This window comes from Micromonospora marincola, from assembly GCF_056150385.1.
Genome location: NZ_JAXCFT010000001.1, coordinates 892,244 through 919,015, shown reverse-complemented (window position 1 = coordinate 919,015; position 26,772 = coordinate 892,244). Strand labels below are relative to the sequence as shown.

Here is a 26,772-nt window from a genome sequence, read left to right as displayed (position 1 = left end):
ACACCACGGGGCCGGGAGACTGTGTAACGACCGGCTACCCACCGCCATTCCCGGGGGCGGGTCGGCAGCGCGGCGAACCGGTGCGCTGGCCTTCCTCGGTCGTTCACCGGGTTGCAACGCCCCCACCCCCGCGACGATTCCACCGTCAGAGTGCCACCCACCACCCCCGAACCGGACACCCGGCACATGGCGACCCGATTCGGCACGCCGGCAACAGCCCCAGGCCCACGACTGGAACGCCAGGGACGCCTCAACCCACCCGAGACGGCCACGGCGTTCCACCCGCGCTCCGCCCCGGGCCACGACCGCAACGCCACGGGTACATCAGCACGTCGGAGATGGCCGTGCGGCCACAAGTGCGTCAACGCGCCGCAGACATGCGGAACGGTCGGAGATCCGGGGCCAATACGTACCAAGATCTCAGGAGGGCGGGGGGAGGACGTTCGCGGGGAGGGAATCGCGGATGCTCGCGACCACCTCGTCGAGGGGACCGCGCCCGGTGAAGCCGGCGGCGAACCGGTGCCCGCCGCCGCCCAGCCCGACCGCGACGCGGCTGACGTCCACCGCGCCCTTGCTGCGCAGCGAGACCGCCCACTCGGCCTCCCCGGACTGCTTGACCACGCAGCTCACGTCCGCCTCGGCGGTGCAGCGGACCGAGTCGATGAGCGCTTCCAGCACGTACGCCGGCTGGTCGTGGCGGGTCAGGTCGTCGCGGGTGGCGTACGTCCAGACCAGGCCGTGCCCGGCGGCGGCTGCCGGTTCCAGCGTGGCCCGGCCCAGCACCTCGCCGAAGAGCCGGACCGCGCCGAACGGGCGGGTGTCGAAGACGCGGCGGGAGATGTCTCCCGGCCGGATTCCGGTGGCCAGCAGGCGCGCGGCCATCTCGTGCACGGCCGGGGTGGTCGCCTCGAACCGGAACGAGCCGGTGTCGGTGGTCAGCGCGACGTAGAGGCCGGTCGCCGTCGCCGCGTCAAGCGTCACCCCGAGGCGGTCCAGCAGCCCCAGCGCGACCACCGAGGTAGCCGCGGCACGCGGGTCCACCAGATTGATGGTGCCGAAGCCGGCGTTCGAGGCGTGGTGGTCAAGCACCAGCGACGTGCCCGCCGTGGCGAGCCGGTCGGCCAGGTCGCCCAGCCGGGACTCGCTCGCCGCGTCGAAGCAGACCACCAGGTCCGGTGCCGGGTACGCGTCGCCCGGCGGCACCAGCAGCTCGACGCCGGGCAGCCAGCGGAACGGCTCCGGCACGCCCGGCGGCCCGGGGAAGGTGGCCTGGAGGTGGTGGATCCCGAGTCGGCGCAGGCCCAGCGCGAAGCCGAGCATGCTACCGAGCGCGTCGCCGTCCGGGTTGACGTGGCAGATCAGCAGCACCCGCGCGTCGGCGGGCAACCCGCGTACCGCCGCGACGGCAGCCGCCCACTCGGCGTCGGTGGGACCGCCCCCACCCGCGGCACCCGCCGGCGGGTCACCGGCCGGCGTCCGCACGCCAGTCGCGGCCATCGGCACGCCGGCCACGGAGACGACCGGCGCGCTGTCACCGGCGGGCTCGATCACCGCCGGTCGCCGCCGCGCTCGTCGTCCGTCGACGACTGCGACGGCTCGTCGGCGTCGGGGTCCTCCTCGACCCGGTACGGCTGGGCGTCGCCCGCGTATGCGGCCTTGGCGGCGAGCCGCTGCACCTCGGCGTCGGCCGAGCGCGCGGCGGTGAGCAGGTCGTCGATGTGCTTGACCTGGTTCTGCACGTCGTCGAGGACGAACGTCAGCGTCGGCGAGTGCCGCAGCCCGAGCGCCTTGCCGACGGTGCTGCGCAGCATGCCCTTGGCACTCTCCAGCGCGGCGGCGGTGCTCGCCTGGGCCGTCGCGTCGCCGAGCACGGTGTAGAAGACGGTGGCGTCGCGCAGATCGGCGGTGATCCGGGCGTCGGTGATCGTGATCATGCCGAGCCGGGGGTCCTTGATCTGGCTCCGCACCACCGACGCGACGAGTTCACGGACGCGCTCCGCGTGCCGGCGTACCTTGGCCGGATCCGACATGTCCCCACCTCCAGGATCACTGTTCCTACGCACCCGGCGTGCCTGCGCCGCGACCGGAGTGCCGCCGGCCGGGGGACGGCGCCGCGCACCGCCGGGTCCGACCGCCCAACGTCCGAGAACACTACCCGCGCCCCGCCGGACGACGCGCGGCACCGCCGGGGGTGCCGCGCGCCGCGCCGACGGCGTCAGTCGTCCGCGCCGTGCAGGCGGCGGCGCACCGACAGCAGCTCGGTCTCCGGGCGGGCGGCGACCAGCCGCTCGCAGGAGTCGAGCACCTCGTGGACGTGGGCCGGCTCGGCGGCCACCACGGCCACCCCGATCTCGGCCCGGCCGTGCAGGTCGAGCGCGCCGACCTCGGCGACGGAGACCTCGAACTTGCGCAGCGCGGCGACGATCGGCCGGACGTAGGACCGCTTGGCCTTCAGGGATCGGGAGTCGCCCGGGAGCAACAGGTCGAACAGCGCGGTTCCGGTATACACGGCGAGCAACGGTACGCGGGTGGCGGACCCGCGGCACGCGATTAAGGCGCGACCGCGACCAGCACGTCCCGCTCGATGGCCTGGTCGACCCGGTGGCACAGGTCGCGCCAGCCGGGCCCGTCGACCACGCGCAGGCCGGCGCCGGTCAGCACCGCCTCCGCCTCCGCCCGCGGGGCCACGTGCGTGTTCCAGGACAACCCGAGCGCCCCGCCCGACCGCAGCAGGTCCCGCCACACCGGTACGGCGGCGGCGAGCAGTTCCAGCGGGCTGCGGGACAGGCCCTGGTCGCTGCGGCTGCCGTGGGCGACCCCGTACGGGGTGTCGGTGACGATCACGTCGGCGCAGCGGGGGCGGAGCACCTCGCGGGCCCGGGTGGTGTCGATGTGCAGGACGGTGACCCGCTGGGTGGCGCCGGTCCGGTGCTCGTCGCGGGAGGGTGCGAGCACCGCCTCGAAGCGGCGGGCGACAAGCTTGCGGTCCCGGCGGACCGGCACCGTCTCCGCGGTGTGTTTGAGCCGCTTGCGGCGCAGCCAGGTGCGCAGGAACGCCGCGTACGCGTCCACGTCCTTGCCGTCGCGCTCGATCCCGATGCCGTGGTGGCCGTACATGAGCGCCTGGTTGAGGGTGGTGCCCCGGCCGCAGAGCGGGTCCAGCACCACGAGCTGCCCGTCCAGCATCCGGGGCGCGGCGGCCGAGGCGAGCAGCGTGACGTTGAGCAGCAGCCGGGTGAACTGTTCGTTCGTCTTGCCGGCGTACTTGGGGATGGTGACGAGGTCCGAGTCGTACCGGGCCAGCGGGTGCAGCGGCACCGGCCGGAGCAGCTCGTCGCCGACCCGCTCGAAGAGCGCGTACGCGGCTGAGAGGTTCGCCAGGTGGGACAGATCCCGGGCGCCGAGGCCGGGTTCGGGCGCGGTGAACGTCAGGTATTCCACCCCGCCGATCCGGGTGGTCCCGGCGTCGGCCGGGGCCGCGTCGAGCACCCCCGACCCGGCGAACACGGCCAGTTCGGCGCGGGCCAGCCGGGCCGCCGCGTCGGCGTAGACGCGGTTGGCGGAGGGGGCGAGGAGCAGCGCGTACCCGATCACGCCGAAAATTGTCGCAGCCTGCGGAAACGGCGACGGCCGGGACCCGAAGGCCCCGGCCGTCGACCGGTCGTGCACACCGCTCGCTCAGGCGCGCGGCTTCTCACGCATCTCGAAGGTTTCGATGACGTCGCCGACCTGGACGTTGTTGTAACCGCCAAGCGTCAGACCGCACTCGAAGCCCTCGCGGACCTCGGTCGCGTCGTCCTTGAACCGCTTCAGGGAGCTGATCGTGAGGTTGTCCGCCACGACCGCCCCGTCCCGCAGCAGCCGCGCCTTGGCGTTGCGGCGGATGAGGCCGGACCGGACGATACAGCCGGAGATGTTGCCGATCTTGGACGAGCGGAAGACGTCGCGGATCTCCGCGGTGCCCAGCTCGACCTCCTCGTACTCCGGCTTGAGCAGACCCTTGAGCGCGGCGTCGATCTCCTCGATGGCCTGGTAGATGACCGTGTAGTAACGGATCTCCACGCCCTCGCGGTCGGCGATCTCGCGGACCTTGTTCGCGGCCCGCACGTTGAAGCCGATGATCGTGACCGCCTCGGACGAGGCGCTCGCGAGCATGACGTCGCTCTCGGTGATCGCACCCACGCCCCGGTGGATGATCCGAAGCTGGACCTCCTCCGGGATGTCGAGGTTGAACAGCGCGTCCTCGAGCGCCTCCACGGAACCGGAGACGTCGCCCTTGAGCACCAGGTTGAGCGAGGTCTTCTCGCCCTCCTTGAGCTGCTCCATGAGCGTCTCGAGGGTGGCCCGGCCACGGGAGTTGGCGAAGGACGCCGCCCGCCGCCGTGCCTGCCGCTGCTCGGCGATCTGCCGCACGGTCCGGTCGTCCTCGGCGGCCAGGAAGGTGTCACCCGCACCCGGCACCGTGGTCAGACCGAGCACCATGACCGGACGCGCCGGCCCGGCGTAGTCGACCGGCTTGCCGTTCTCGTCGAGCATGGCCCGGACCCGGCCGTGCGCCCCACCGGCGACGATGGAGTCACCGGCCCGGAGCGTGCCCTTCTGCACCAGCACGGTCGCCACCGCGCCACGGCCCTTGTCCAGGTGCGCCTCGATGGCCACACCCTGCGCCGGCCCGTCGATCGGAGCGGTCAGCTCCAGCGACGCGTCGGCGGTCAGCAGGACGGCTTCGAGAAGCTCGTCGATGCCGATCCCGGGCTTCGCGGCCACGTTGACGAACATGGTGTCGCCGCCGTACTCCTCGGCGACCAGGCCGTACTCGGTCAGCTGCTGACGGACCTTGTCCGGGTTCGCGTCCGGCTTGTCGACCTTGTTGACCGCGACCACGATCGGCACGTCCGCCGCCTTGGCGTGGTTGAGCGCCTCGATGGTCTGCGGCATCACGCCGTCGTCCGCCGCCACCACCAGGATCACGATGTCCGTCACCTGGGCGCCACGGGCACGCATGGCGGTGAACGCCTCGTGACCGGGGGTGTCGATGAAGGTCACCGCGCGGTCCTCGCCCTCGTGCGGGACGTGGACCTGATAGGCGCCGATGTGCTGGGTGATGCCACCCGCCTCGCCGGCCACGACGTTCGCCTTACGGATCGCGTCGAGCAGCTTGGTCTTACCGTGGTCGACGTGACCCATGACGGTCACCACCGGCGCACGGCTGACCAGGCGGTCCTCCGCGACCTCGGCGTCGAGGTCGATGTTGAACTGCGCGAGCAGCTCGCGGTCCTCGTCCTCCGGGCTGACGATCTGCACGTCGAAGCCGAGGTGCTCACCCAGCAGCAGCAGGGTCTCGTCGGAGCACGACTGGGTCGCGGTCACCATCTCGCCCAGGTTGAACATCTCCTGGACCAGCGAACCCGGGTTGGCGTTGATCTTGTCGGCGAAGTCCGACAGCGAGGCGCCACGGGACAGCCGGACGACCTGACCCTGGCCGCGGGGAGCACCCGAGGACATGGTCGGGGCCGACAGGTTGTCGAACTCCTGTCTGCGCTGCTTCTTGGACTTGCGGCCACGGGTCGGCCGGCCACCCGGACGCCCGAAGGCACCCGCCGCGCCGCCGCCACGGCCACGACCGCCGCCGCCGGGACGACCGCCGCCGCCACCCGGACGGAAACCACCGCCGGGAGCGCCGCCGCCACCGCCGCCACCGGGACCGCCGCGGTAGCCACCGCCACCACCAGCCCCGCCGCCGCCGGGACCGCCGCGGTAGCCACCGCCACCGCCGGCCCCGCCACCGGGACCGCCGCGGTAGCCACCGCCACCGCCGCCGGGACGACCGGCGCCGCCGCCGGGACCACCACGACCGCCACCGGGGCCGCCGGGGCGACCCGTGGTCGGGCGCTGGCTCGGCATGGACGCCGGGCTGGGACGCGGCGGCATGGAAGCCGGGCTGGGACGCGGCGGCATGCCGGCCGGGCTGGGACGGGGACCGCCCCCACCGGCGGCCGGAGGCCGCTGCTGGCCACCCTGGATACCGAACGGGTTGTTGCCGGCGCCGCGCGCCGGCGGACGACCGCCGGGTCGGGCGCCAGGACCCTGGCCCTGGCCGGGGCCGCTGGGCCGCGCGGCCGGGGAACCCGGACGCGGCGGCATGGCGTTCGGGCCGGGACGCGGGCCGGGACGGGGACCGCCCTCGGCCGGAGGCTCCCGGCGAACGGTCTCGCGCTGCTGCTGGCGGGCGGCCTGGGCGGCCTTGACCGCGGCCTCCTGCTCAGCCTTCAGCGCGGCGGCACGCGCTTCCGCCGCCGCCACTTCGATGTCGTGCGCGCTCGCCGGCTTGGCGACCGGAGTCACCGGTTGCGGCGGGCCGGGGACCGGGCTCTTGGGCTTCGGTCCAGGGGTCGGCGCCGTCGGACGCCGAGGCGGCATCGGTCGGGCCGAGACCCGGGGGGCACCCGGGGTCGGGGCGGGCGTCGGGGTCGATGCCGGGCCGCTCGGGGCGGCTGCCGGCGGGGCGGCGGGCGCCGGTGAACCGGCGGACGCCACGAACGCGCTCCGCAGCCGTCGGGCGACAGGCGCCTCGACGGTGCTGGACGCGGACTTCACGAACTCGCCCATCTCCTTGAGCTTGGCGAGAACGGTCTTGCTTTCGACCCCGAGCTCCTTGGCAAGCTCGTGTACGCGGGCCTTTCCTGCCACTGCACTCCTCACTCCGAGGTCGTGCGGGCAGCACCCGCAGCAACCTCACTCGTGCACTTGAAGCCTGGTCATTTCTGCGACTTCATCGTGTGCTCATGTCGGTCGTCCTACCTTGCTAGCGACCCTCGACCGGTCGGGTTGACCGGTCGTCGGGGGTTGCGCGTCGACGTGCTCGGCAAGCGCGCCGTGGTCGGGGACCCCGGCGACGCGCAGCGCCCGCCCGAAGGCTCGGCGCCGCACCGCCTGCGCGAAGCAGGCCGGATTGGGGTGCATGTTCGCTCCCCGACCCGGCAGTCTGCGGGCCGGATCGGGCCGGAGACTGGTCTGACCAGTCTCGTCACCGACCGCGACGATCCGCAACAACTCGCTGGCCAGCGCTCGTTTCCGGCAGCCCACACAGGTGCGCTCCGGCAGCGCGCGTCGTACCACTGAGAAAGTCTACCCCTAGCTGCTCGAGATCGCGCCGCCCGGCTCCGGTACGTGATCAGCTCCGCCCCGCCCGCCGGCGCCGGCCGGCTCCGCGTCGGAGCGGATGTCGATCCGCCAACCGGTCAACCGGGCCGCGAGGCGGGCGTTCTGCCCTTCCCGGCCGATCGCGAGCGAGAGCTGGAAATCCGGGACGGTGACCCGGGCGGCCCGGCTCGCCAGGTCGACCACCTCGACCCGCAGCGCCTTCGCAGGCGAGAGCGCGTTGCCGACGAAGGTGGCCGGGTCGTCCGACCAGTCGATGATGTCGATCTTCTCGCCGTGCAGCTCGCTCATCACCGCGCGCACCCGCTGCCCCATCGGGCCGATGCAGGCGCCCTTGGCGTTGACGCCGGACACGGTGGACCGCACCGCGATCTTGGTGCGGTGACCTGCCTCACGGGCGATTGCGCCGATCTCCACCGTGCCGTCGGCGATCTCCGGCACCTCCAGCGCGAAGAGCTTCTTCACAAGCGCCGGGTGCGACCGGGACAGCGTGATCTGCGGGCCGCGCATGCCCTTGGCGACGTGCACGACCACGCAGCGGATCCGCTCGCCGTGCTCGTAGCGCTCGCCGGGGACCTGCTCGGACTGGGGCAGGACGCCCTCCAGCTTGCCCAGGTCGACGCTGACGATGCCCTTCTCCCGGCGGGTCTCGTGCGCCTGCACCACACCGGTGACCAGGTCGCCGTCCCGACCGACGTACTCGCCGAAGTGCACCTCGTCGGTGGCCTCCCGCAGCCGCTGGAGGATCACCTGCTTGGCGGTCATCGCGGCGATCCGGCCGAAGTCGTGCGGCGTGTCGTCCCACTCCCGGGTCACCGAGCCGTCGTCGTCCAGCTCCTGCGCGTAGACCGAGGCGGCTCCGCTCTTGCGGTCGATCTCCACCCGGGCGTGCGACTCGGCGCCGTCGGTGTGCCGGTAGGCGGTCAGCAGCGCGGTCTCGATCGCCGCGAGGATCGTGTCGAACGGGATCTCCCGCTCGCGCTCCAGGGCGCGCAGCGCCGCGAGGTCGATGTTCACCTCTCCTCGTCCTCCAGATCTTCGTCGTCGATGTCGTCGTCGGTGTCGTCGGTGTCGTCACCGGGATCGGAGTCGGCCAGCTCGTCCAGGCGGGAGAACTCCACCTGGACCCGGCCGGGCCCGAGCTCGGGGTAGGGGTGCGTGGCGGGGCCGGCGTCGGTCTCCAGCACCACCCGCTCGTCGTCGGCTGCCGTGACCCGGCCGGTGAGCTGCCGGTCCCCGGCGTCGCCGCGAACGGTGACCTTGACCAGCCGGCCGACGTTGCGCCGCCAGTGCCGGGGCAGGGTGAGCGGGCGGTCCACGCCGGGCGAGCTGACCTCGAGTTGGTACTCGCCGGCGACGATGTCGCCGCCGGTCTCCTCGGCCGCGTCAAGCGCCGCGGAGACCGCCCGGGACACGTCGGCGACGGCGTCCAGCCGGATCCCGCCGTCGGCGTCCACGATCACGCGGACCACGTGCCGGCGCCCGGCCCGGGAGACGGAGAGGTCCTCCAGGTCGTAGCCGGCGGCGGTGACCACCGGCTCGATCACCTCGCGCAGGCGGGCCCGCCGGGCGGCGAGGTCGCCACGCGGTGCGCCGCCGCGATCCGCGCCGCGTGGGCCCTCGGACCGGCGGGGCCGCCCCGCGGGGCCCGACGGCCGGGTGGCACGGCCACGCTGCGTCATGTCGGCGCACCTCTCTGCTGTTGCCCCGGCCCGTCAGGCCGGGTTGTCCCAGGCCGGCTGTGGCGGTCGACCCGCCATGCCGGCACGCCACCGGGGCGTCCGCGCCCGGTGGCTGCGCAGAGCGTAACGCTTGGGCGCGGCGGCGGACCGGGCGGCGCACCGAGGACCGTGCCCCACGCGACGGCGGTGATGGTGTTGACTTGTCCGGTGGGGACCGGCAGAACACCATCCGACCAGGGCAGAGCCGGGCATTCCCGGCGCGCGCTGCTGCGCGCCGGTGGGCTCGTGGCGCTCGGCGGGGCGACCGCGCCGCTGACTGGTTGTGATCTTTTCGACCGAGACGACGAGCCGTCGCCTCCGGACGCGCTGGAGCCGCTGGTGGCCGAAGCGCTCGCGCTGGAGGCGCGGCACCGGGCCGCCGCCAGCGCCGCCCCGGAGTTGGCCGAGCGGCTCACCCCGATCGCCGACGCCCACCTGGCACACGCGGAGGAGCTCCGCCGGGTGATCGGGCGGCCGGCGCCGTCCGGCCCGCCGCCGGCCACCCCGTCCGGCCCGCCGGTGGCCACCCCACCCGGCCCGGCCACCCCGTCCGGCCCGCCGCGGGCCACCCCGCCCGGCCCGCCGCCGGCCACCCCGCCCGGCGAGCCCGACCCCGTGCTCGCCGAGCTGCGCCGGGCCGAACAGCAGGGCCGGACGAACGCCGCCAAGGCGTGTGCGGGCGCGCCTCCCGAGCGGGCCGCGCTGCTCGGCTCGATCGCCGCGGCGCGGGCCACCCACGTCGAGGTGCTGGCATGAGCGCGAGCATGAGCCCGACCCAGGCCCTCGCGGACGCGCTCGCCGCCGAGTACGCGGCGATCTGGGCGTACGGGATGATCGGCGTGCACCTCACCGGCGCGGCCCGCACCGCCGCCCGCGCCGCCGAGGCGTCCCACAGGTCCCGCCGGGACGCGCTGCTTCTCCAGCTCGCCGAGGGGTCCGGGCAGGTCCCCGCCGATCGGGCCGGCTACGCGCTGCCCTATCCGGTGACCGACCGGGCGGCGGCGCTGCGGCTGGCCGTCGAGATCGAGGAGCGGACCGCCGGCCACTGGCGGGCCGCGCTGCCGCACACCAGCGGCGCCGACCGGAACACGGCGCTCGCCGCGCTCACCGACTGCGCGCTGCGGGCCACCCGCTGGCGGCGTACGGCCGGGGTGACCCCGGTCACCGTCCCGTTCCCGGGCCGGCCGGCCTGAGCGCGGGCCCGGTCACCCGGCGCAGCCCTACGGTTGCGGCCCGCATACCAGGTATGCATACTCCAGACCATGTCCATCCGCCACGGCCTGCTCGCCCTGCTCGAACGCGGCCAGATGTACGGCTATCAGCTGCGCGCCGCGTTCGAGGAGTCGACCGGGTCGACCTGGCCGCTCAACATCGGGCAGGTGTACACGACGCTGGCCCGGCTGGAACGCGACGGCCTGGTCCGCCCGCTGCCGGAGAACGAGAGCGGGCAGCGGCCGTACGAGATCACCGACGCCGGGCGGGCGGACCTGGCGCTCTGGTTCGCCACCCCGATCAGCCGCGCCGACCGGCCCCGGGACGAGCTGTCGATCAAGCTGGCGCTGGCCCTGACCACGCCCGGGGTGGACGTCCGGGCGGTGGTGCAGACGCAGCGGGCCGCCACCATGCGCGCGCTCCAGGAGTTCACCCGCTTGAAGTATGCGAGCGACAAGCCGGAGGATCTGCCCTGGCGGTTGGTGCTGGACGCGATGATCTTCCAGGCCGAGGCCGAGGTGCGCTGGCTCGACCACTGCGAGACAAGCCTGGTCCGCCACCGTCCGGCGCCGAACCGGCCGGTCCCCCGCCCCGAGGCGGTGGACCGGGCCGGTGACGAGGCCCGCCGGTGACACGAACGGGAGGCCGACGGAAATGAGCGGGGTGCTGGAACTACGCCAGGTGCACCGCATGCACGGCGCCGGCGAGGCCGCCGTGCACGCGCTGCGTGGCGTGAGCCTCACCGTGACGGCAGGCGAGTTGGTGGCGGTGATGGGGCCCTCCGGTTCCGGCAAGTCCACGCTGCTGGCCCTGGCCGGCGGGCTGGACCGGCCCACCGGCGGCGAGGTGCTGGTCGAGGGCGAGGCGTTGGGCCGGCTGCCGGCCCGCGAGTTGGCCCGGCTGCGCCGCCGCCGCATCGGCTACGTCTTCCAGGACCTCAACCTGCTCGGCAGCCTGACCGCCGTGGAGAACGTGGCACTGCCCCTGGAGTTGGACGGCACCGGGGTGCGGGCCGCCCGCCGGCTGGCGCTCGCCGCGTTGCGTGAGGTGGATGTCGCGGGCCAGGCCGACCGCTTCCCCGACCAGATGTCCGGCGGCCAGCAGCAGCGGGTGGCGATCGCCCGGGCGCTTGTCGGCGAGCGCCGCCTGGTCCTCGCCGACGAGCCGACCGGCGCGCTGGACTCGCAGGCCGGCGAGGCGGTGCTGCACCTGCTGCGTCGACGGGTGGACGACGGTGCCGCCGGGGTGCTCGTCACCCACGAGGCCCGGCACGCCGGCTGGGCGGACCGGGTGGTCTTCCTGCGCGACGGCGTGCTCGTCGACTCGACCGCCCCGCTGATCGGCATCGAGCACCTGCTCAGCGGCAGCGACAGGTGATCTCGGGCCGGCTCGCCGAGGCTCGCGGGTCATGGCGTACCGCATTGCGGATCGCCCGTCGGGAGGCCCGCCGGTCCCGGCGGCGCACCCTGCTGGTGCTGGTGATGATCGCGCTGCCGGTGCTCGGGCTCAGCTTCGCCGCCGTGAGTTACGACATGGCCGATCTGAGCCGGTCGGAGCGGCTCGACCGCCGGCTCGGCGCGGCCGACGCGGAGCTGCAATGGACCGGCCTGACCCCGGTGACGCAGGACGCGTGGGGCGAGAACTCCTGGCCGACCGAGGGCGACCCGACGCCCCGGACCCGTCCGGTCTCCGCCGACGAGTTGCGGGCGCTTCTGCCCGCCGGCAGTCATGTCACCCGGATCCGGTGGTGGATGCCGTTCGAGACCCGGCTCGGGCGCAGGACGGTGTCGATGGAGGCGCGCGCCCTCGACCTGACCGACCCGATCGCCCGGCCGCTGGCCACGGTGCGCGAGGGTCGGGTGCCGGTCCGCCCGGACGAGATCGCGGTCAGTCCGGCCGCGCTGCGTCGACTTGACACCCGCCTCGGAGCGCCGGTGCGCACCATCGACGGCACGCCCTACCGGGTGGTCGGGGTACTTGAGTTCCCGGACTACCTGGGCGAGGTGGTGACGCTCGCCGGCGTCGCGCCGGACAGTCCGTCCACCTACGACAGTTGGCTGGTGGACGTGCCCGGAACGGTGGATGCGGCGCTCGCCGACCGCCTGAACGCACAGGGCATCCAGGTGTCCGCCCGGCACCCGCTGCCCGGCCGGCAGGGTGTCGCCGACGGCATGACGATGCCGGACGCCGAGGAGACCGGCGTCTCGGTGCTGGTCGGCGGGTTGGGCCTGCTGGAGGTGGTGCTGCTTGTCGGCCCGGCCTTCGCGGTAGGCGTCCGCCGCCGGCGGCGGGACCTCGCGCTCGTCGCGGTGGCCGGCGGGGACGCCGCCCACCTGCGCCGGATCGTGCTCGCCGACGGGGTGGTGCTCGGCGCCGGCGGGGCCGTCCTCGGGTTGCTGCTCGGCGTCGGGGCCGCGTTCGCCGGCCGGCCGCTCGTCGAGCAGTACCTGCTGCATCAGCGCCTCGGCGCGTACCGCGTCTTTCCGGCCGCGCTCGCCGCGATCGCCGCGGTCGCGGTGCTGGCGGGGGTGCTGGCCGCGCTCGCGCCGGCCTGGACCGCGGCCCGGCAGGACGTGGTGGCCGGCCTGGCCGGCCGGCGCGAGGCGAGCCCGCCGCGCCCCCGCTGGCTGTTGCTCGGGGCGCTGCTCACCGTCGCCGGCACCGCCCTGGCCGCGTTCGCCGCCACCCTGTCCTCGCCGACCGGGGTGCTGGCCGGCGTCGTCCTCGGCGAGTTGGGCCTGGTCTTCTGCACCCCGACGCTCGTCGGTGTGCTCGCCCGGGCCGGCCGGCTGCTGCCGTTGACCCCCCGGCTCGCGCTGCGCGACGCCAGCCGCAACCGGTCGTCGGCCGCGCCGGCCATCTCGGCCGTGATGGCGGCGGTCGCCGGCAGCGTCGCGCTCGGCGTCTACCTGGCCAGCGACGACGCCCGAGATCGGGCGCTCTGGCAACCCGGCCTGCCGCCGGGACACGTGCTGCTCCAGCTCAACGACCCCGAGGCCGGTCCGCCGCCGCCGGCGGCCGGCACGGTCGCCGAACGGGTACGTGCGGTGCTGCCGGACGCCACCGTGACGGCCATCGCCACGCCCGAGTGCGCGCGGCCGGCGAAAGCCGACGACTACTGCGTGGCACTGGCGGTACGCCCGACCGCGGAGCGCTGCCCGTACGGGCCGTTCGAGTCCGGGCCGCACTCGGCACGTGACGATCCACGGTGCGTCCCGCCGTACCGGGAGCCGAACGACGCCTTCGTGCCGGCCCTGGTGGATGACGGCGTCGCGCTGCCCGCGCTCACCGACGCCCCGGCCGAGGAGGTGGCGGCGGCGCGCCGCACGCTGGCCGCGGGCGGCGTCGTGGTCACCGACCCGAGGCAGGTGGAGAACGGGCAGGTCCGGGTGGAGGTGAACCACGACTCCGGCGCCCCGGTGACGACCCGCCTGCTGCCCGGGTACGCGCTCCGCGGCGGCCTCCCGGTGGACCGGCTGGTGCTCTCCCCCGCCGCCGCGGAGGCGCTCGGCCTGGTCGCCGTGCCGGTCGGCTACCTGGTGGACACCACCGGCCCACCCACCGCCGGGCAACGCGAGCGCCTGACCGACGAGCTGTCCGACCTCGCGCCGATGTTCCTTCAGGTGTCGACCGCCGAACCGCCGTCCGACAAGCGTTCGCTGCTGCTCCTGCTGGCCGGCGCCTCCGGGGTGATCACGCTCGGCGCCGCCGCGGTCGCCACCGGCCTGGCCGCCGCCGAGGGTCGCCGGGACCTGTCCACGCTCGCGGCGGTCGGCGCCGATCCCCGGGTACGCCGGTTGCTGTCGCTCTGCCAGGCCGGTGTGATCGCGGTGCTCGGCTCGGCGCTGGGCATCCTGGCCGGGCTCGGCTCGGCCGTCGTGATCCTGGCCGCGATGAACCAGCGGTACGCGGACTCCTGGCCGGCGCAGCCCCCGTACCCGGTGACGGTGCCCGGCCTCACCATGGCCGTGCTTGTGGTGGTGCCGCTGGTGGCGATGCTCGGCGCGGCCCTGATCACCCGCTCCCGCCTGCCCGTCGAACGCCGCCTCGACTGACAGCCGCCCGCCTTTCCCGGGGGTGACGGGGCGCGGCGGGAGCGGCACACTGGGCGGGTGTCCGCCCTGGTATCCCTCACCCGCCGCCTCGGTCACCAGCAGTGGTTCGCCACCACCATGCGCGTGCTCGTCCCCGCCGACCGGTTGATCGGCCGCCTGACGAAGGGGCGGGTGGTCGCGTTCGGCCTGGTGCCCACGCTTGTGCTCACCTCCACCGGCCGCCGCTCCGGCAAGCCCCGCAGCAACCCCCTGCTCTACGTCCCCGACGGCGACGCCTACGTGGTGATCGGCTCGAACTGGGGGCAGCGGCACCAACCGTCGTGGACGTTCAACCTGCTGGCCCAGCCGGCCGCCGAGGTAGACGTCGGGGGGCGCCGGATCCCGGTGCGCGCCGAGCAGGTCGTCGGCGCGGAACGCGACCGCCTGTTCGACCGCCTGGTGCAGGAGTGGCCGGCCTACCGCACGTACGTGGAGCGGGCCGGCGCCCGCGAGATCAAGGTCTTCCGCCTCACCCCAACCCCCTAGAGGGTGAGGAGGGCGGAGGTCAGCCCAGGCCGCCGCCTACGCCGATCAGCGCGCCGATCAGGTAGGTCGCGCCGGCGGCCAGTGCGCCAAGCAGCAACTGCCGCAGGCCGCTTGTGAACCAGGACCGGTAGGTGAAGCGGGCCACGACGGCCCCGGCGACGAAGAGCCCCACCCCGCCGACGCCGAGCGCCAGCCACAGGCTGGTGAAGCCGAGCAGGTAGGGCAGCAGCGGCACCAGGGCGCCGACCGAGAAGCAGACGAACGACGAGATCGCCGCCGCCCAGGGGCTCGGCTGGTCGTCCGGGTCGATGCCCAACTCCTCCCGGACGTGGACGCGCAGCGCCTCCTCCGGGTTGCGCCGGACCGCCTCGGCGACCTGGGTGGCCAGGTCGCGGGGCAGCCCACGGGCGACCCACGCGTCGGCCAGCTCGCGGGCCTCCGCCTCCGGGTGCCGTTCCAGCTCGCGCCGTTCCTTGGCGACCTCGGCGGCGACCTGCTCGTTCGCCGAGCGGACGCTCGTGTACTCACCCAGGCCCATCGAGATGGCGCCGGCCACCAGGCCGGCCGTGCCGGTCAACACGATGCTGTGCGGGGACACCCCGCCGCCGCCGACGCCTGCGATCAGGGCGATGTTGGTGACCAGCCCGTCCATCGCGCCGAAGACCGCCGGCCGCAGCCAGCCGCCGGACACGTCCGCGTGGTGCGCCTCGCGCAGCGCCGCCGGGGTCTCGGTCACGGCAGGGTCAGGATCTCGTAGCCGCCGTCGGTCACGACGATGGTGTGCTCGAACTGCGCCGTCCACTTCCGGTCCTTGGTGACAACGGTCCAACCGTCGTCCCACATGTCGTACTGGTAGGTGCCGATAGTGATCATCGGCTCGATGGTGAACGTCATCCCGGGTTCCATCACGTCGGTGGGACGCGGGCTGTCGTAGTGCGGCACGTAGAGGCCGCTGTGGAACGCCTCGCCGATGCCGTGGCCGGTGAAGTCGCGGACCACCCCGTAGCCGAACCGCTTGGCGTACGACTCGATCACCCGGCCGATGACGTTGATCTGCCGGCCCGGGGCGATCGCCTTGATGCCACGCATCATCGCCGTGTGGGTCCGCTCGACGAGCAGCCGCGCCTCCTCGCTCACCTCGCCCACGCAGAAGGTGGCGTCGGTGTCGCCGTGCACGCCGTCGAGGAACGCGGTCACGTCGACGTTGATGATGTCGCCGTCTCGCAGCTCGGTCGAGTCCGGGATGCCGTGGCAGATCACCTCGTTGAGGCTGGTGCAGCAGGACTTGGGGAAGCCCCGGTAGCCGAGCGTCGACGGGTAGGCGCCGTGGTCGCAGAGGAACTCGTGCACCACCCGGTCGATCTCGTCGGTGGTCACCCCCGGCTTGCAGTGCTCGCCGGCGAGCTGGGTCGCCCGGGCCGCGAGCCGGCCGGCCACCCGCATCTTCTCGATCGTCTCCGGCGTCTGCACGTGCGAGCCGCGCCACTCCTGCGGGCGCTTCTTGCCCACGTACTCCGGGCGCGGAATGTGGGCGGGGACCGCCCGCCACGGGGAGAGCGTGCCTGGGGCCAGCGGCGGACGAACGGTCATGCCCCAAGCCTATCGCCGGCCCCGACCGTGACCCCCGCCACGGCCCCGCCCAGCAGCTTGTTGCCGGGGCGCAAGCACTGTGCCATTGTTGCTGCGTGGATCAAGGGGGCGCACCGCCCGTCTTCTCCGTGACGGCGGAGGGCGACGGGGACCGGCTTCGCGTCCTGGTGACCGGCGAGGTCGACATGGCGACCGCCGACACCATGTTCCAGACCGCGCTGCGCGAGCCCGCCAGCAAGCTCACGCTCGACCTGCGGGCGGTCACCTTCTTCGACTCGGCCGCCATCCACGCGGTGGTCCGGCTCTCCCAGCGGTTCCCGGCCGCGCTCACCGTGTTGCCGTCCCGGCAGGTCCGGCGGGTGCTGGAGATCTCCGGCCTGGGCGAGCAGGGCTGGCTCGCCGACGGCTAGGTGGTTGGGTCAGTTCTGGCCGGGGCTTGCTACGGGCAGTCCTGCTTCCTTGGCGCGTTCGAGCAGCCGCCGGTCGTACGTGACGAAGGCGGTGAGCGCAGTGCCGGACTCGTTTGTCAGCACCTGGGCGGTGGCCAGGTGGATGGCGTCGAGGCTGCGGAGCGTCGGCTCGGCGAACGCGGCCGCGGTCGCACGGATCGTGCTGTCGATCTCCAGTCGGAACAGCCGTCCAACGGCAGCCGGCACTCCGATCAACGCTTGCGGGGCTGATCGGCGCAGCGCTCCGGGCACTTCCACCTCGACGAGGGCGGAGGAGACCAACGGCACGTCGTCGTGCTTGTTGAGCCAGGAGACCAGGTCGACGCTGCACACCTCCTGCCGAACCAGCTTGACGACGGCAGCCGAATCGAGATAGATCACCAGCGCTCCTCGTCACGCATCGCCGCGAGCGAGGCGGCCACGTCCACATTCTCGTCACCGAGTCTCGGGGGAAGTGGCGCGGAGCCACCACCGGTGGGCGCGACGGCTCGCCCTGCCGCCACCAACTTGGCCAACACCGATCTGTCGTCGCCCACCGGAACCAGTCGGGCGATCGGGTGTCCGCGATCGGTGATCTCGACGGTCTCGCCGCCACTCACCCGAGCCAACACCTGACTTGTGTTCTGGTTCAGCTCCCGGACACCGATGCGTTCCATGGACACCAGTGTAGAACCAAATGTTCTACACTGCGAGCTTCTTCACGTGGGACACGTCGTGGACTACTCGTCCGTCAGCCTGCGGCGCAGGGTCAACTCGGTGCCGTCCGCGGTGCGGGTCACGCTCATCTCCCCGAGCGCCTGGATCAGCGCCAGCCCGCGCCCACGGAAGCTCGACCCGCTCGACTCGCGCCACCGGCCGCTGTCCCGGATCGTGGCGGTCACCGTCCGGTCGGCGATGGTGACCTCGATGTCGATGGCCGGATCGACCGGGTCGACCGGATGCTCGATCGCGTTCGCCGCGGCCTCCGAGACCGCCACCGTGAGGTCGAACAGGTCGGTCTCGCCGACCTGGTGGGCGACGAGGAAGTCCTCCAGCCGCTTGCGCAGCACGCTGAGCCGGGTCGGGTCGGCCGGCAGCCGCAACGCGAAGCGATTCAGCTCGGCCGCCTCAAGCGCGAGCACCGCCACGTCGTCGTGCCGGGGCCGCCCGGCGACCCGTTCCACCACCGCGTCCACCAGGTCGGCGACGTGCTCGCCGCGAGCGGTCGCGTCGGCCCGCAACTGGTCGAGCCCGGCGTCGATGCCCGCCTCCCGGTCCTCGATCAGGCCGTCGGTGTAGAGCAGCAGCCGGCCGCCGGGGGCGAGTTCGCCGTCGACGGTCGGGTAGGTGACGCCGGGGATCGCCCCGATCGGCGGCCCGAGGGCCCGATCGTGCAGGAAAGCCACGTCGTCTCCTCGGATCAGCAGGGGCGAGGGATGACCCGCGCTGGCGTACCGGAGATCGCCGGTGCGTGGGCAGAAACGGAGGCACACCACGGTGGCGAAGGAACCGCCGCCGGTGGAGTGGACCAACCCGTTGAGCCGGGTCAGCGCCTCGCCCGGGTCGTAGCCCTCCAGGACGTACGCCTGCAGCGCGTTGCGGAGCTGGCCCATCGCGGCGGCGGCCCGCACGCCCTTGCCGACCACGTCGCCGATGACGAGCACCAGCTCGTCCCCGGGGGCGCCCATCACGTCGTACCAGTCGCCGCCGACCTCGACCTCGGCGCTGCCCGGCAGGTAGCGGCCGGCCACCACCGCGCCGGGCAACTGCGGCAGGGTACGCGGAAGCAGGCTGTGCTGGAGCGTGGTGGCGATCCGGTGTTCGGCCTCGTAGAGCTGGGCGTTCTCCAGGCGTACCCCGACCAGCCGGGCCAGTTCGGTGAGCGCCGCCTCCTCGGCGCCGCCGCCCTCGCGACGCCACACCCGCAACTCGCCGAGCTGCTCGCCCGTGGTGCCGGTGAGCGGCAGCACCGCTGACGGCTCGGCGGGCAGGTCCCCGCCGGTGTCCTCCTCGTGCCGGGCGCCGGCGGCGACGACGAGCACCCGGCCCGCCTCGGTCAGGCTGAGCGCGTGCTGCGCGGCCACGCGCACCACCTCGGCGGTGGACCGGGCGGTGTTGACCGCCACCGCGGCGTCGGCGAGCGCCCGCAGCCGGCGGACTATCTGCCCGCGGAGCTGGCCCAGCTCCACGTTGGCCCGGACCCGGGCGATCAGCTCCTGGCTGGAGAACGGCTTGGTGAGGTAGTCGTCCGCGCCGGCCGAGAGACCGGCGACCTCCTCCGCGGCACCGGCCCGGGCGGAGAGCAGCACGATCGGCACGCCCCGGGTGAGCGGGTTGGCGCGCAGCGCGGCGACCAGCCCGAAGCCGTCCATCCGGGGCATCATCACGTCGGTGAGCACCAGGTCGAACGGGGTGTCCACGGCCAGCCGCAGCGCCTCCACGCCGTCCGGCACGGCCACCACCTCGTACGCCGGGGAGAGCAGCCGGCTGACGTGCTCGCGCAGGTCGGGGTTGTCGTCGGCGACCAGGATGCGGCCGGCGCCACCGGACGCGCCGGACGGCGCGGGCAACCCGGTGGGCCGGGCCACCTCGTCGGTCCAGAGCGCCGTCTCGGCGACGTGGAGCCGGGCCTGCTCCGGCTCGCCGAGAGGCGCCGTGGAGAGCACGGACACCCGGTCGGCGGGCAGGTGCGCGTAGCCGAACGGGACCGTCACGGTGAACATGGCGCCGCGTTCGACGACGCTGCGCACGGTCACCGTGCCGCCGTGCATCTCGACCAGCTCCCGCACCAGCGCGAGCCCGATCCCGGTGCCCTCGTGGGTGCGGGAGCGGGCGCCTGCGACCCGGTGGAACCGTTCGAATACCTGCGGCAGTTCCTCCGGCGCGATGCCGACCCCGGTGTCGGCCACCTCAAGCACGGCGGCCCCGTCGCCGGCGCGTACCCGGACCCGGATCTCGCCGTCGAAGGTGAACTTCACCGCGTTCGACACCAGGTTGAGGACGATCTTCTCCCACATGTCCCGGTCGACGTAGGCCGGCGCGGGCAGCGGCGGGCAGTCGACCACCAGGCGCAGCCCGGCCCGTTCGGTGGCCGAGCGGAACGTGCTGGCCAGCCGCGCGGTGTAGTCGGACAGGTCGGTGGGCTGGAAGCGGGCGGCCAGCCGGCCGGACTCCAGCCGGGAGAAGTCGAGCACGGTGTTGACCAGCTTGAGCAGGCGCAGCCCGTTGCGGTGCATCACGGTCAGCCGCTCGGTGTAGCGGTCGGGCAGTTCCCGGTCGGCGAGCATGTCCTCGAGCGGCCCGAGGACAAGCGTCAGCGGGGTGCGGAACTCGTGGCTGACGTTGGCGAAGAAGTTGGTCTTGGCGCGGTCCAGCGCGGCCAGCTCGGCGGCGCGGGCGCGTTCCTGGTCGTACGCCCGCTGCTTGCCCACGGCGCGGGAGACCTGCGCGGCGACCAGGTCGACGAAGTCCCGGTAGTCGTCACCGAACGGCAGCCGGCGGGACACGCCGAGCAGGAGCACGCCGGCCGGCTCGTTGGTGGCGGTCAGCGGCAGCAGCAGCGCCTGGTCGGCGGCGTCCGGTGGCACCGCGCCGGGCAGGTCGGCGGTGGCGATCCAGCGCGGCGCGGTCAGCGGCTCACCGTCGGGCGGCCCGGCCCAGCCGGCGACCACGGCCGGGTCGACGCCGGCGCAGCCGGCCAACGCCGGGGTGCCGTCGGAGTCGTCAAGCCACATCGCGCCGAACGGCACGTCGGCGCGGTGCGCGTCGAGCACCCGGGCCACGGCCCGGCCCAGTTCGCGCGTGCTCGGCACGTCACCCAGCTCGTTGCCCAGCTCGGCCAGGGTGCGCAGCCGACGCTCACCGAGCACCCGGCCGGTGGTCTCGTTGACGACGCAGAAGATCCCGCCGACGGTACCGTCGGCGTCGCGGATCGGGTCGTACGAGACGTCGAAGTAGACGTCCTCCAGGAAGCCGTGGCGGTTGAGCACGAAGGGGTGGTTCTCGCCGCGGTAGGGCACGCCGCTGCCGCGCACGCCGTCCAGCAGCGGGCCGAGAACGTCCCAGGTCTCCGCCCAGTGCAGCCGGGCGGACCGCCCGATGACGGCCGGGTGCTTGTCGCCAATGGTGGGCCGGTAGGCGTCGTTGTAGAAGGCCAGGTGCTCCTCGCCCCAGAACACCACCATCTGGGCGCGGGACGCCAGCATGGCGCTCACCGCGTGGCAGAGCGCGGCGGGCCAGTTGTCGGGGGTGCCGAGGCGGGTGGCGGACCAGTCGAAACCGCGCAGCCGCTCACCCATCTCGCCGCCGGCGGCGAACGCGGCGGTCAGCAACGGTGGGAATGACGCCTCGCCGGCCGCCGGGGATGAACCGACATCCCCGCCCCCCTGGGCCGAGCCCATGCAGCCTCCCGCTCCGGCCAAGTTCACGACGGCCGGCGCGTCCACGCCGACCGTCCCCGCCTACTACCCCGGTGGAGGAGCAACGTAACGCACACGAGCCGACAGGCGCTGATTACCTCCGGCTCATCCTGTCGTAACCGGCGGGCGGGGGCGAACCGGGCCGGTCCGCGGGTCGGTCGACTGTGACATGGCCGACATCGCGGCCCGGACCAGCGCGGTGACCGGGCGCGGATCGGCCTCGTTCTCCGGGTGCCACTGCACGCCGAGCACGAAGCGCCGCGCCGGATCCTCCACCGCCTCCACCACCTGGTCGTCGGCCACGCCGGTGACGGCCAGGCCGCCGGGGTCGGCCACCGCCTGATGGTGGTACGAGTTGACCCGGTCCACCCCGGCCATCACCGCCCCGGCCAGGCTGCCGGCGGTGAAGCGCACCGGGTGCGACCCGTACACGCCCGGCGCCGGGCGGTGCGCGTCGTGCCCGACGACGTCCGGCAGGTGCTGGTGCAGGGCGCCGCCGTACGCCACCGCGAGCAGTTGCATGCCCCGGCACACGCCGAGCACCGGCAGGTCGGCAGCGAGAGCGGCGGTCAGCAGCGCCAGCTCCCCGGCGTCCCGGTCCGGCCGCGCCTCGGTGCGCGGGTCGGGCGGCCGGCCGTACCGCTCCGGACCGACGTCCGCGCCGCCGGCCAGCAGCAGCCCGTCCAGCAGCTCCAGCACGTCGGCGTCGGTGTCGTCCGGGGGCAGCACCACGGCCCGGCCGCCGGCCGCGGTGACGGCCCGCACGTACGCGTGCGGCACCAGCGTCGCCGGCACGTCCCGCCACACCGCCCAGCCGGCCGGCTCGACGTACGCGGTGATCCCGATCACCGGCCGCCGGCTCACAGCGGGGTCACGTACGCGCCGGTGATGCCGCCGTCGACGACGAACTGCGCGGCGGTCATGAACGAGGCGTCGTCGCTTGCCAGGAACGCCACCGCGGCGGCGATCTCGGTCGGGTCGCCGAACCGGCCCATCGGCACGTGCACCAGCCGGCGGGCGGCCCGCTCCGGGTCCTTGGCGAACAGCTCCAGCAGCAGCGGGGTGGCGACCGGGCCGGGGCAGAGCGCGTTGACCCGGATGCCCTCGCGGGCGAACTGCACGCCAAGCTCCCTGGTCATCGCCAGCACCCCGCCCTTGCTCGCCGTGTAGGCGATCTGCGACGTGGCCGCGCCCATCAGCGCCACGAACGACGCGGTGTTGATGATCGAGCCCTTGCCCTGCCGCCGCATGTGCGGGATGACGTGCTTGCAGCACAGGTAGACGCTCGTGGTGTTGACCCGCAGCACCCGCTCCCAGGCGTCCAGCCCGGTCTCCAGGATCGAGTCGTCGTCCGGCGGGGAGATGCCGGCGTTGTGGAACGACACGTCCACCCGGCCGTGGCGGTCCACCACGCCGTCGAAGAGGTCGCGGACCGCCGTCTCGTCTGCCACGTCGGCGGCGACGAACTCCCCGCCCACCTCCTGCGCCGCCCGGGTGCCGGCGTCGGCGTCGATGTCCACGCAGACCACCCGCGCCCCCTCGGCGGCGAAGCGCCGCACGGTGGCCAGCCCGATGCCGCTGCCCGCGCCGGTCACCACGGCCACGCGGTCCTGAAGCCGTCCCTGCACTGTGATCACTCCTCGGTGCCGATGAACACGTTCTTGACGTCGGTGAAGGCGTGCAGCGCGTCCGGACCCAGCTCCCGGCCGAGGCCGGAGCGTTTCATCCCGCCGAACGGGGTCCAGTAGCGCACCGAGGAGTGCGAGTTGACGCTGAGGTTGCCCGCCTCGACCGCGCGGGCCACCCGGATCGCCCGGCCCACGTCCCGGGTCCAGATCGAGCCGGAGAGCCCGTACTCGGTGTCGTTCGCGAGCCGGATCGCGTCCGCCTCGTCGTCGAACGGCAGCACCGAGACGACCGGGCCGAAGATCTCCTCCCGCCAGTGCCGGTCCGCGGGTGATTCGGCGAGCAGCACCGTCGGTGCGTACCAGAAGCCGGGGCCGTCGGGCCGGGAGCCGGTGTACGCCACGGACGCGCCGTCGACGTACCCGGCGACCCGGTCCCGGTGCGCGGCGGAGATCAGCGGGCCCATCTCGGCGGCCTCCCGGGCCGGGTCCTCCACCCGGAACGCCCGCACCGCCGGTTCGAGCAGTTCCAGGAAGCGGTCGTACACCTGGCGCTGGACCAGGATCCGGGAGCGGGCGCAGCAGTCCTGGCCGGCGTTGTCGAAGACCGCGGACGGCGCGGTGGCCGCCGCCTTCTCCAGGTCGGCGTCGGCGAACACGACGTTCGCCGACTTGCCGCCCAGCTCCAGCGTCACCCGTTTCACCTGCCCGGCGGCGCCGGCCATGATCCGGGTGCCGACCTCGGTGGAGCCGGTGAAGCAGATCTTGCGGACGGCCGGGTGGGTGACGAACCGTTCGCCCACCACGCTGCCCCGCCCGGGCAGCACGGTGAACACGCCCTCCGGCAGCCCGGCGTCCCGGGCCAGCTCGGCCAGGCGCAGCGCGGTGAGCGGGGTCAGCTCGGCCGGTTTGAGCACCACCGTGTTGCCGGCGGCGAGCGCCGGGGCGAGACCCCAGCCGGCGATCGGCATCGGGAAGTTCCACGGCACGATCACGCCGACCACGCCCAGCGGCTCGTGGAACGTGACGTCGAGCCCGCCGGGCACCGGGATCTGGTGCCCGGTCAGCCGCTCCGGCGCGCCCGCGTAGTAGTCGAGCACGTCCCGGACGTTGCCTGCCTCCCAGCGCGCGTTGCCGATGGTGTGGCCGGCGTTGCGCACCTCAAGCAGCGCCAGCTCCTCCCGGTGCGCGTCCACCTCGGCCGCGAACCGCCGCAGCAGGCGGGCCCGGTCGCCCGGCGCCACCGCCCGCCACCGCTCGAACGCGGCTGCGGCCCGCCCGATCGCCGCGTCCACGTCCGCCACGGACGCGGACGCCACCTCCCCCAGCGACTCCCCGCTGACCGGCGAGATCACCTCACCCATGCGCTCCCCCCTCCCACCGCCTGTCGGGCAGGTCAGAGCCGCTCGAAGCCCCGGACCAACTCCCAGTCCGTCACCGCGGCGTCGAAGGCGGAAAGCTCGACCTTCGCGTTGTTGGCGTAGTGCGCCACCACCTCGTCCCCGAACGCCTCGGGGGCGACCGCCGAGCCCTGCCACAGGTCGAGCGCGTCGCGCAGGGTCGCCGGGACGCGCTCGGCGGCCGGGTCGTCGTACGCGTTGCCGGCGCACTCCGCCGGCAGCTCCAACTCGTGCTCGATGCCGTGCACCGCGCCGGCCACCAGGGCGGCGATCGCCAGGTACGGGTTGACGTCCGCGCCGGGCACCCGGTTCTCCACCCGCATCCCCTGCCCGTGCCCGACCAGCCGCAGCGCGCAGGTGCGGTTGTCGGTGCCCCAGCGCAACGCGGTCGGCGCGAACGAGCCGGGCTGGTAGCGCTTGTAGGAGTTGATGTTCGGCGCGAACAGCAGGCTGAACTCGCGCATCGTGGCGAGCAGCCCGGCCAGCACCCGCTGCCCGGTCACGCTCAGGTGCGCCGGCCCGTCGCCGAGCATCGCCGACGAGCCGGCGGCGTCGCGCAGCGAGAAGTGGATGTGGCAGGAGTTGCCCTCCCGCGCGTTCGGCTTCGCCATGAAGGTGATCGCCATGCCCTCCTGGGCGGCGATCTCCTTCGCCCCGTTCTTGTAGATCACGTGGTGGTCGGCGCAGGCCACCGCCTCGTCGTAGCGGAAGGCGATCTCGTGCTGGCCGAGGTTGCACTCGCCCTTCGCGCTCTCCGGGGTCAGCCCGGCGCCGGCCATCTCGGTGCGGATGCGGCGCAGCAGCGGCTCCACCCGGGCGGTGCCGAGCAGCGAGTAGTCGACGTTGTACTGGTTGGCCGGCGTCAGGTCGCGGTAGCCGCGCCGCCACGCCTCCTCGTACGAGTCGCGGTAGAGCACGAACTCCAGCTCGGTGCCGGCGTACGCGGTCAGCCCGTGCGTGGCCAGCCGGTCGAGCTGCCGGCGCAGGATCTGCCGGGGCGAGGCGACCACCGGACCGGAGCCGTCCAACCACTCCAGGTCGGCCAGCACCAGCGCGGAGCCGGGCTGCCACGGCGTCCGGCGCAGCGTGTCCAGGTCGGGGCGCATGGCGAAGTCGCCGTAGCCGCGTTCCCAGCTCGACATCGCGTACCCGTCGACGGTGTTCATGTCCACGTCCACGGCGAGCAGGTAGTTGCAGCCCTCGCTGCCGTTCTCCACCACCTGGTCGAGGAAGAACGGCGCGTGGATCCGCTTGCCCTGGAGGCGGCCCTGCATGTCGGTGAGGGCGAGCACCACCGTGTCGATCTCGCCATCACCGACGGCGACCCGCAACTGCTCCAGCGAGAACGGCGTTCTACTCATCAGGGGCCTCCATGACCAAGGTCTACTGGCAAACCGGATCACCGTCAATGCCCCGGTGGGACCGGGGGTGAAACTCCAGGAGCGCACATGCGTGGTCGGATCGTCGCGGCCGTCGCCGCCGTCCTCGCGCTCGGGCTGGGCGCCACCGACGCCCGCGCCGACCGCCAGCCCACCGCCGTCCCGGATCACCTGGCCGCCGCGCCGCAACCGCAGCCGGACCTGGTCGACCTGCGCCCGGCCGGCTTCGAGCGGCACACCGCCCGACCGCCGACGTTCGGCTACGACCTGACGGACCCGGAGGTGGTCGCCACCGGGCTGGAGGTGCCGTGGGGGCTGGACTTCCTGCCCGACGGCAGCGCCCTGGTCGCCCAGCGGGACCAGGGCACCATCCTCCGCGTACGTCCCGGCCGGCCGGCCCGACAGGTGGCCCGCCTCGCCGACGTGGTGGCCGGAGGTGAGGCGGGCCTGCTCGGGCTCGCGGTCTCCCCCACCTACCGCCGCGACGGGCTGGTGTACGCCGCCTACACGACCGCCACCGACCTCCGCGTCGTCCGGTTCCGGCTGGCCGCGACGCCAGTCCCGCAGGTGCTGGTGAGCGGCATCCCCCGCGCCACCTTCCACGACGGCGGGCGGATCGCGTTCGGCCCCGACGGGCTGCTCTACGTCGGCGTCGGCGACGCCGGGGTGAGCGCCCGCGCCCAGGACCTGACCAGCCGCAACGGCAAGATCCTGCGGATCCGGCCGGATGGCGGGACGCCCGCGGACAACCCGTTCCCCGGCTCCCCGGTCTACAGCTACGGCCACCGCAACGTGCAGGGCCTCGCCTGGGACCGGCACGGCCGGCTGTTCGCCACCGAGTTCGGGCAGAACACCTGGGACGAGGTGAACCGGATCGTGCCCGGCGGCAACTACGGCTGGCCGATCGTCGAGGGCGTCGCCGGCGACAGCCGCTTCCGCGACCCGGTCGTCGTCTGGACGCCCGCGCAGGCGTCACCGAGCGGCGCGGCGTTCGCCCGGGGCACGCTCTACGTGGCCGCGCTGCGCGGCACCCGGCTCTGGACGGTGTCTGTCGACGCCGCCGGCGAGGTGGGCGTACCGGTGGCGGAGCTGGTCGGGACGTACGGCCGCCTGCGTACCGTCGAGGTCGCCCCGGACGGCGCGCTCTGGGTGACCACGAGCAACCGCGAGCCGCGCGGCGTCCCGCCGGCGGCCGACGACGACCGCATCCTCCGCTTCCCGCCCACCCACCGCCAGTCCCCACCCTGACCCCTGGGGT

General features: G+C 73.9%; 25 protein-coding genes. 8 read left to right on the top strand and 17 right to left on the bottom strand.

Annotation, left to right across the window (positions count from 1 at the left end):
• Nucleotides 1-420 precede the first annotated feature (420 nt).
• The 8 genes from SM450_RS04390 to rimP form a co-directional block, all read right to left on the bottom strand.
• On the bottom strand, nt 421-1,497 hold the full coding sequence (locus SM450_RS04390; RefSeq protein ID WP_474618371.1) for a DHH family phosphoesterase: 1,077 nt from the start codon (nt 1,495-1,497) through the stop codon (nt 421-423).
• A gap of 50 nt (nt 1,498-1,547) precedes the next feature.
• Complete coding sequence (gene rbfA, locus SM450_RS04385) at nt 1,548-2,030, bottom strand: 30S ribosome-binding factor RbfA (protein ID WP_474618325.1); 483 nt, start codon at nt 2,028-2,030, stop codon at nt 1,548-1,550.
• 185 nt (nt 2,031-2,215) lie between these two features.
• Entirely contained in the window at nt 2,216-2,509 is a 294-nt protein-coding gene (locus tag SM450_RS04380) for a DUF503 domain-containing protein (RefSeq protein WP_474618324.1), read from the bottom strand.
• 41 nt (nt 2,510-2,550) lie between these two features.
• Nucleotides 2,551-3,594: a TRM11 family SAM-dependent methyltransferase gene (locus SM450_RS04375; RefSeq protein WP_474618323.1), complete on the bottom strand. Its 1,044-nt coding sequence runs from the start codon at nt 3,592-3,594 to the stop codon at nt 2,551-2,553.
• 84 nt (nt 3,595-3,678) lie between these two features.
• Nucleotides 3,679-6,690 (bottom strand): translation initiation factor IF-2, encoded by a 3,012-nt coding sequence (gene infB / locus SM450_RS04370; RefSeq protein ID WP_474618322.1) that lies wholly within the window; start codon nt 6,688-6,690, stop codon nt 3,679-3,681.
• Nucleotides 6,691-6,783: 93 nt separating this feature from the next.
• Nucleotides 6,784-7,119, bottom strand: coding sequence for a YlxR family protein (locus tag SM450_RS04365; RefSeq protein ID WP_474618321.1), 336 nt, complete (start codon nt 7,117-7,119; stop codon nt 6,784-6,786).
• Between the two features lie 15 nt (nt 7,120-7,134).
• A complete protein-coding gene (gene nusA, locus SM450_RS04360; RefSeq protein WP_474618320.1) occupies nt 7,135-8,178 on the bottom strand; it encodes a transcription termination factor NusA in 1,044 nt (347 codons plus the stop codon).
• Nucleotides 8,175-8,843 carry a ribosome maturation factor RimP gene (rimP, locus tag SM450_RS04355; RefSeq protein WP_474618319.1) on the bottom strand — a complete coding sequence of 223 codons (669 nt, stop codon included), beginning with the start codon at nt 8,841-8,843 and terminating at the stop codon, nt 8,175-8,177. Before rimP ends, nusA begins: the two co-directional genes overlap by 4 nt.
• Nucleotides 8,844-9,050: 207 nt before the next feature.
• On the opposite strand from rimP, the gene SM450_RS04350 reads away from it, so the two are divergent.
• The 6 genes from SM450_RS04350 (at nt 9,051) to SM450_RS04325 (ending at nt 14,674) form a co-directional block, all read left to right on the top strand.
• A complete protein-coding gene (locus tag SM450_RS04350; RefSeq protein WP_474618318.1) occupies nt 9,051-9,638 on the top strand; it encodes a hypothetical protein in 588 nt (195 codons plus the stop codon).
• A complete protein-coding gene (locus SM450_RS04345) occupies nt 9,635-10,075 on the top strand; it encodes a ferritin-like domain-containing protein (protein WP_474618317.1) in 441 nt (146 codons plus the stop codon). The genes SM450_RS04350 and SM450_RS04345 overlap by 4 nt, the downstream gene beginning before the upstream one ends.
• A 69-nt stretch (nt 10,076-10,144) precedes the next feature.
• Nucleotides 10,145-10,726, top strand: a complete 582-nt coding sequence (locus SM450_RS04340; protein WP_474618316.1) for a PadR family transcriptional regulator — start codon at nt 10,145-10,147, stop codon at nt 10,724-10,726.
• Between the two features lie 22 nt (nt 10,727-10,748).
• The gene (locus SM450_RS04335) at nt 10,749-11,471 is read left to right on the top strand and encodes an ABC transporter ATP-binding protein (RefSeq protein ID WP_474618315.1); all 723 of its coding nucleotides are present in this window, start codon (nt 10,749-10,751) and stop codon (nt 11,469-11,471) included.
• Nucleotides 11,472-11,515: 44 nt separating this feature from the next.
• Nucleotides 11,516-14,149 carry an FtsX-like permease family protein gene (locus SM450_RS04330; RefSeq protein ID WP_474618314.1) on the top strand — a complete coding sequence of 878 codons (2,634 nt, stop codon included), beginning with the start codon at nt 11,516-11,518 and terminating at the stop codon, nt 14,147-14,149.
• A gap of 57 nt (nt 14,150-14,206) precedes the next feature.
• Nucleotides 14,207-14,674 (top strand): nitroreductase family deazaflavin-dependent oxidoreductase, encoded by a 468-nt coding sequence (locus SM450_RS04325; protein ID WP_474618313.1) that lies wholly within the window; start codon nt 14,207-14,209, stop codon nt 14,672-14,674.
• Nucleotides 14,675-14,693: 19 nt separating this feature from the next.
• On the opposite strand, the gene SM450_RS04320 is transcribed toward SM450_RS04325, so the two are convergent.
• Nucleotides 14,694-15,410 (bottom strand): VIT1/CCC1 transporter family protein, encoded by a 717-nt coding sequence (locus SM450_RS04320; RefSeq protein WP_474618312.1) that lies wholly within the window; start codon nt 15,408-15,410, stop codon nt 14,694-14,696.
• Nucleotides 15,407-16,264 carry a type I methionyl aminopeptidase gene (map, locus tag SM450_RS04315; RefSeq protein WP_474618311.1) on the bottom strand — a complete coding sequence of 286 codons (858 nt, stop codon included), beginning with the start codon at nt 16,262-16,264 and terminating at the stop codon, nt 15,407-15,409. The genes SM450_RS04320 and map overlap by 4 nt, the downstream gene beginning before the upstream one ends.
• 95 nt (nt 16,265-16,359) lie before the next feature.
• Here map and SM450_RS04310 point away from each other — a divergent pair, with 95 nt between their 5' ends.
• Nucleotides 16,360-16,674, top strand: coding sequence for an STAS domain-containing protein (locus SM450_RS04310; RefSeq protein ID WP_474618310.1), 315 nt, complete (start codon nt 16,360-16,362; stop codon nt 16,672-16,674).
• A gap of 9 nt (nt 16,675-16,683) precedes the next feature.
• Here SM450_RS04310 and SM450_RS04305 read toward each other — a convergent pair whose 3' ends face one another.
• The 7 genes from SM450_RS04305 to SM450_RS04275 all read right to left on the bottom strand — a co-directional run bounded on the left by SM450_RS04305 (nt 16,684) and on the right by SM450_RS04275 (nt 25,496).
• Entirely contained in the window at nt 16,684-17,094 is a 411-nt protein-coding gene (locus tag SM450_RS04305) for a type II toxin-antitoxin system VapC family toxin (protein ID WP_474618309.1), read from the bottom strand.
• The gene (locus SM450_RS04300) at nt 17,091-17,369 is read right to left on the bottom strand and encodes a type II toxin-antitoxin system Phd/YefM family antitoxin (RefSeq protein WP_474618308.1); all 279 of its coding nucleotides are present in this window, start codon (nt 17,367-17,369) and stop codon (nt 17,091-17,093) included. The genes SM450_RS04305 and SM450_RS04300 overlap by 4 nt, the downstream gene beginning before the upstream one ends.
• Before the next feature lie 63 nt (nt 17,370-17,432).
• Nucleotides 17,433-21,092: a SpoIIE family protein phosphatase gene (locus SM450_RS04295; RefSeq protein ID WP_474618307.1), complete on the bottom strand. Its 3,660-nt coding sequence runs from the start codon at nt 21,090-21,092 to the stop codon at nt 17,433-17,435.
• A gap of 123 nt (nt 21,093-21,215) precedes the next feature.
• Nucleotides 21,216-21,974, bottom strand: a complete 759-nt coding sequence (locus SM450_RS04290) for a gamma-glutamyl-gamma-aminobutyrate hydrolase family protein (RefSeq protein WP_474618306.1) — start codon at nt 21,972-21,974, stop codon at nt 21,216-21,218.
• Nucleotides 21,971-22,738 (bottom strand): 3-oxoacyl-ACP reductase, encoded by a 768-nt coding sequence (locus tag SM450_RS04285; protein ID WP_474618305.1) that lies wholly within the window; start codon nt 22,736-22,738, stop codon nt 21,971-21,973. The genes SM450_RS04290 and SM450_RS04285 overlap by 4 nt, the downstream gene beginning before the upstream one ends.
• Before the next feature lie 5 nt (nt 22,739-22,743).
• Nucleotides 22,744-24,099 (bottom strand): aldehyde dehydrogenase family protein, encoded by a 1,356-nt coding sequence (locus SM450_RS04280; RefSeq protein ID WP_474618304.1) that lies wholly within the window; start codon nt 24,097-24,099, stop codon nt 22,744-22,746.
• A 32-nt stretch (nt 24,100-24,131) separates the two neighbouring features.
• Complete coding sequence (locus tag SM450_RS04275) at nt 24,132-25,496, bottom strand: glutamine synthetase family protein (RefSeq protein WP_474618303.1); 1,365 nt, start codon at nt 25,494-25,496, stop codon at nt 24,132-24,134.
• A gap of 87 nt (nt 25,497-25,583) precedes the next feature.
• Here SM450_RS04275 and SM450_RS04270 point away from each other — a divergent pair, with 87 nt between their 5' ends.
• Nucleotides 25,584-26,762 carry a PQQ-dependent sugar dehydrogenase gene (locus SM450_RS04270; protein WP_474618302.1) on the top strand — a complete coding sequence of 393 codons (1,179 nt, stop codon included), beginning with the start codon at nt 25,584-25,586 and terminating at the stop codon, nt 26,760-26,762.
• The last annotated feature ends 10 nt before the right edge of the window (nt 26,763-26,772 follow it).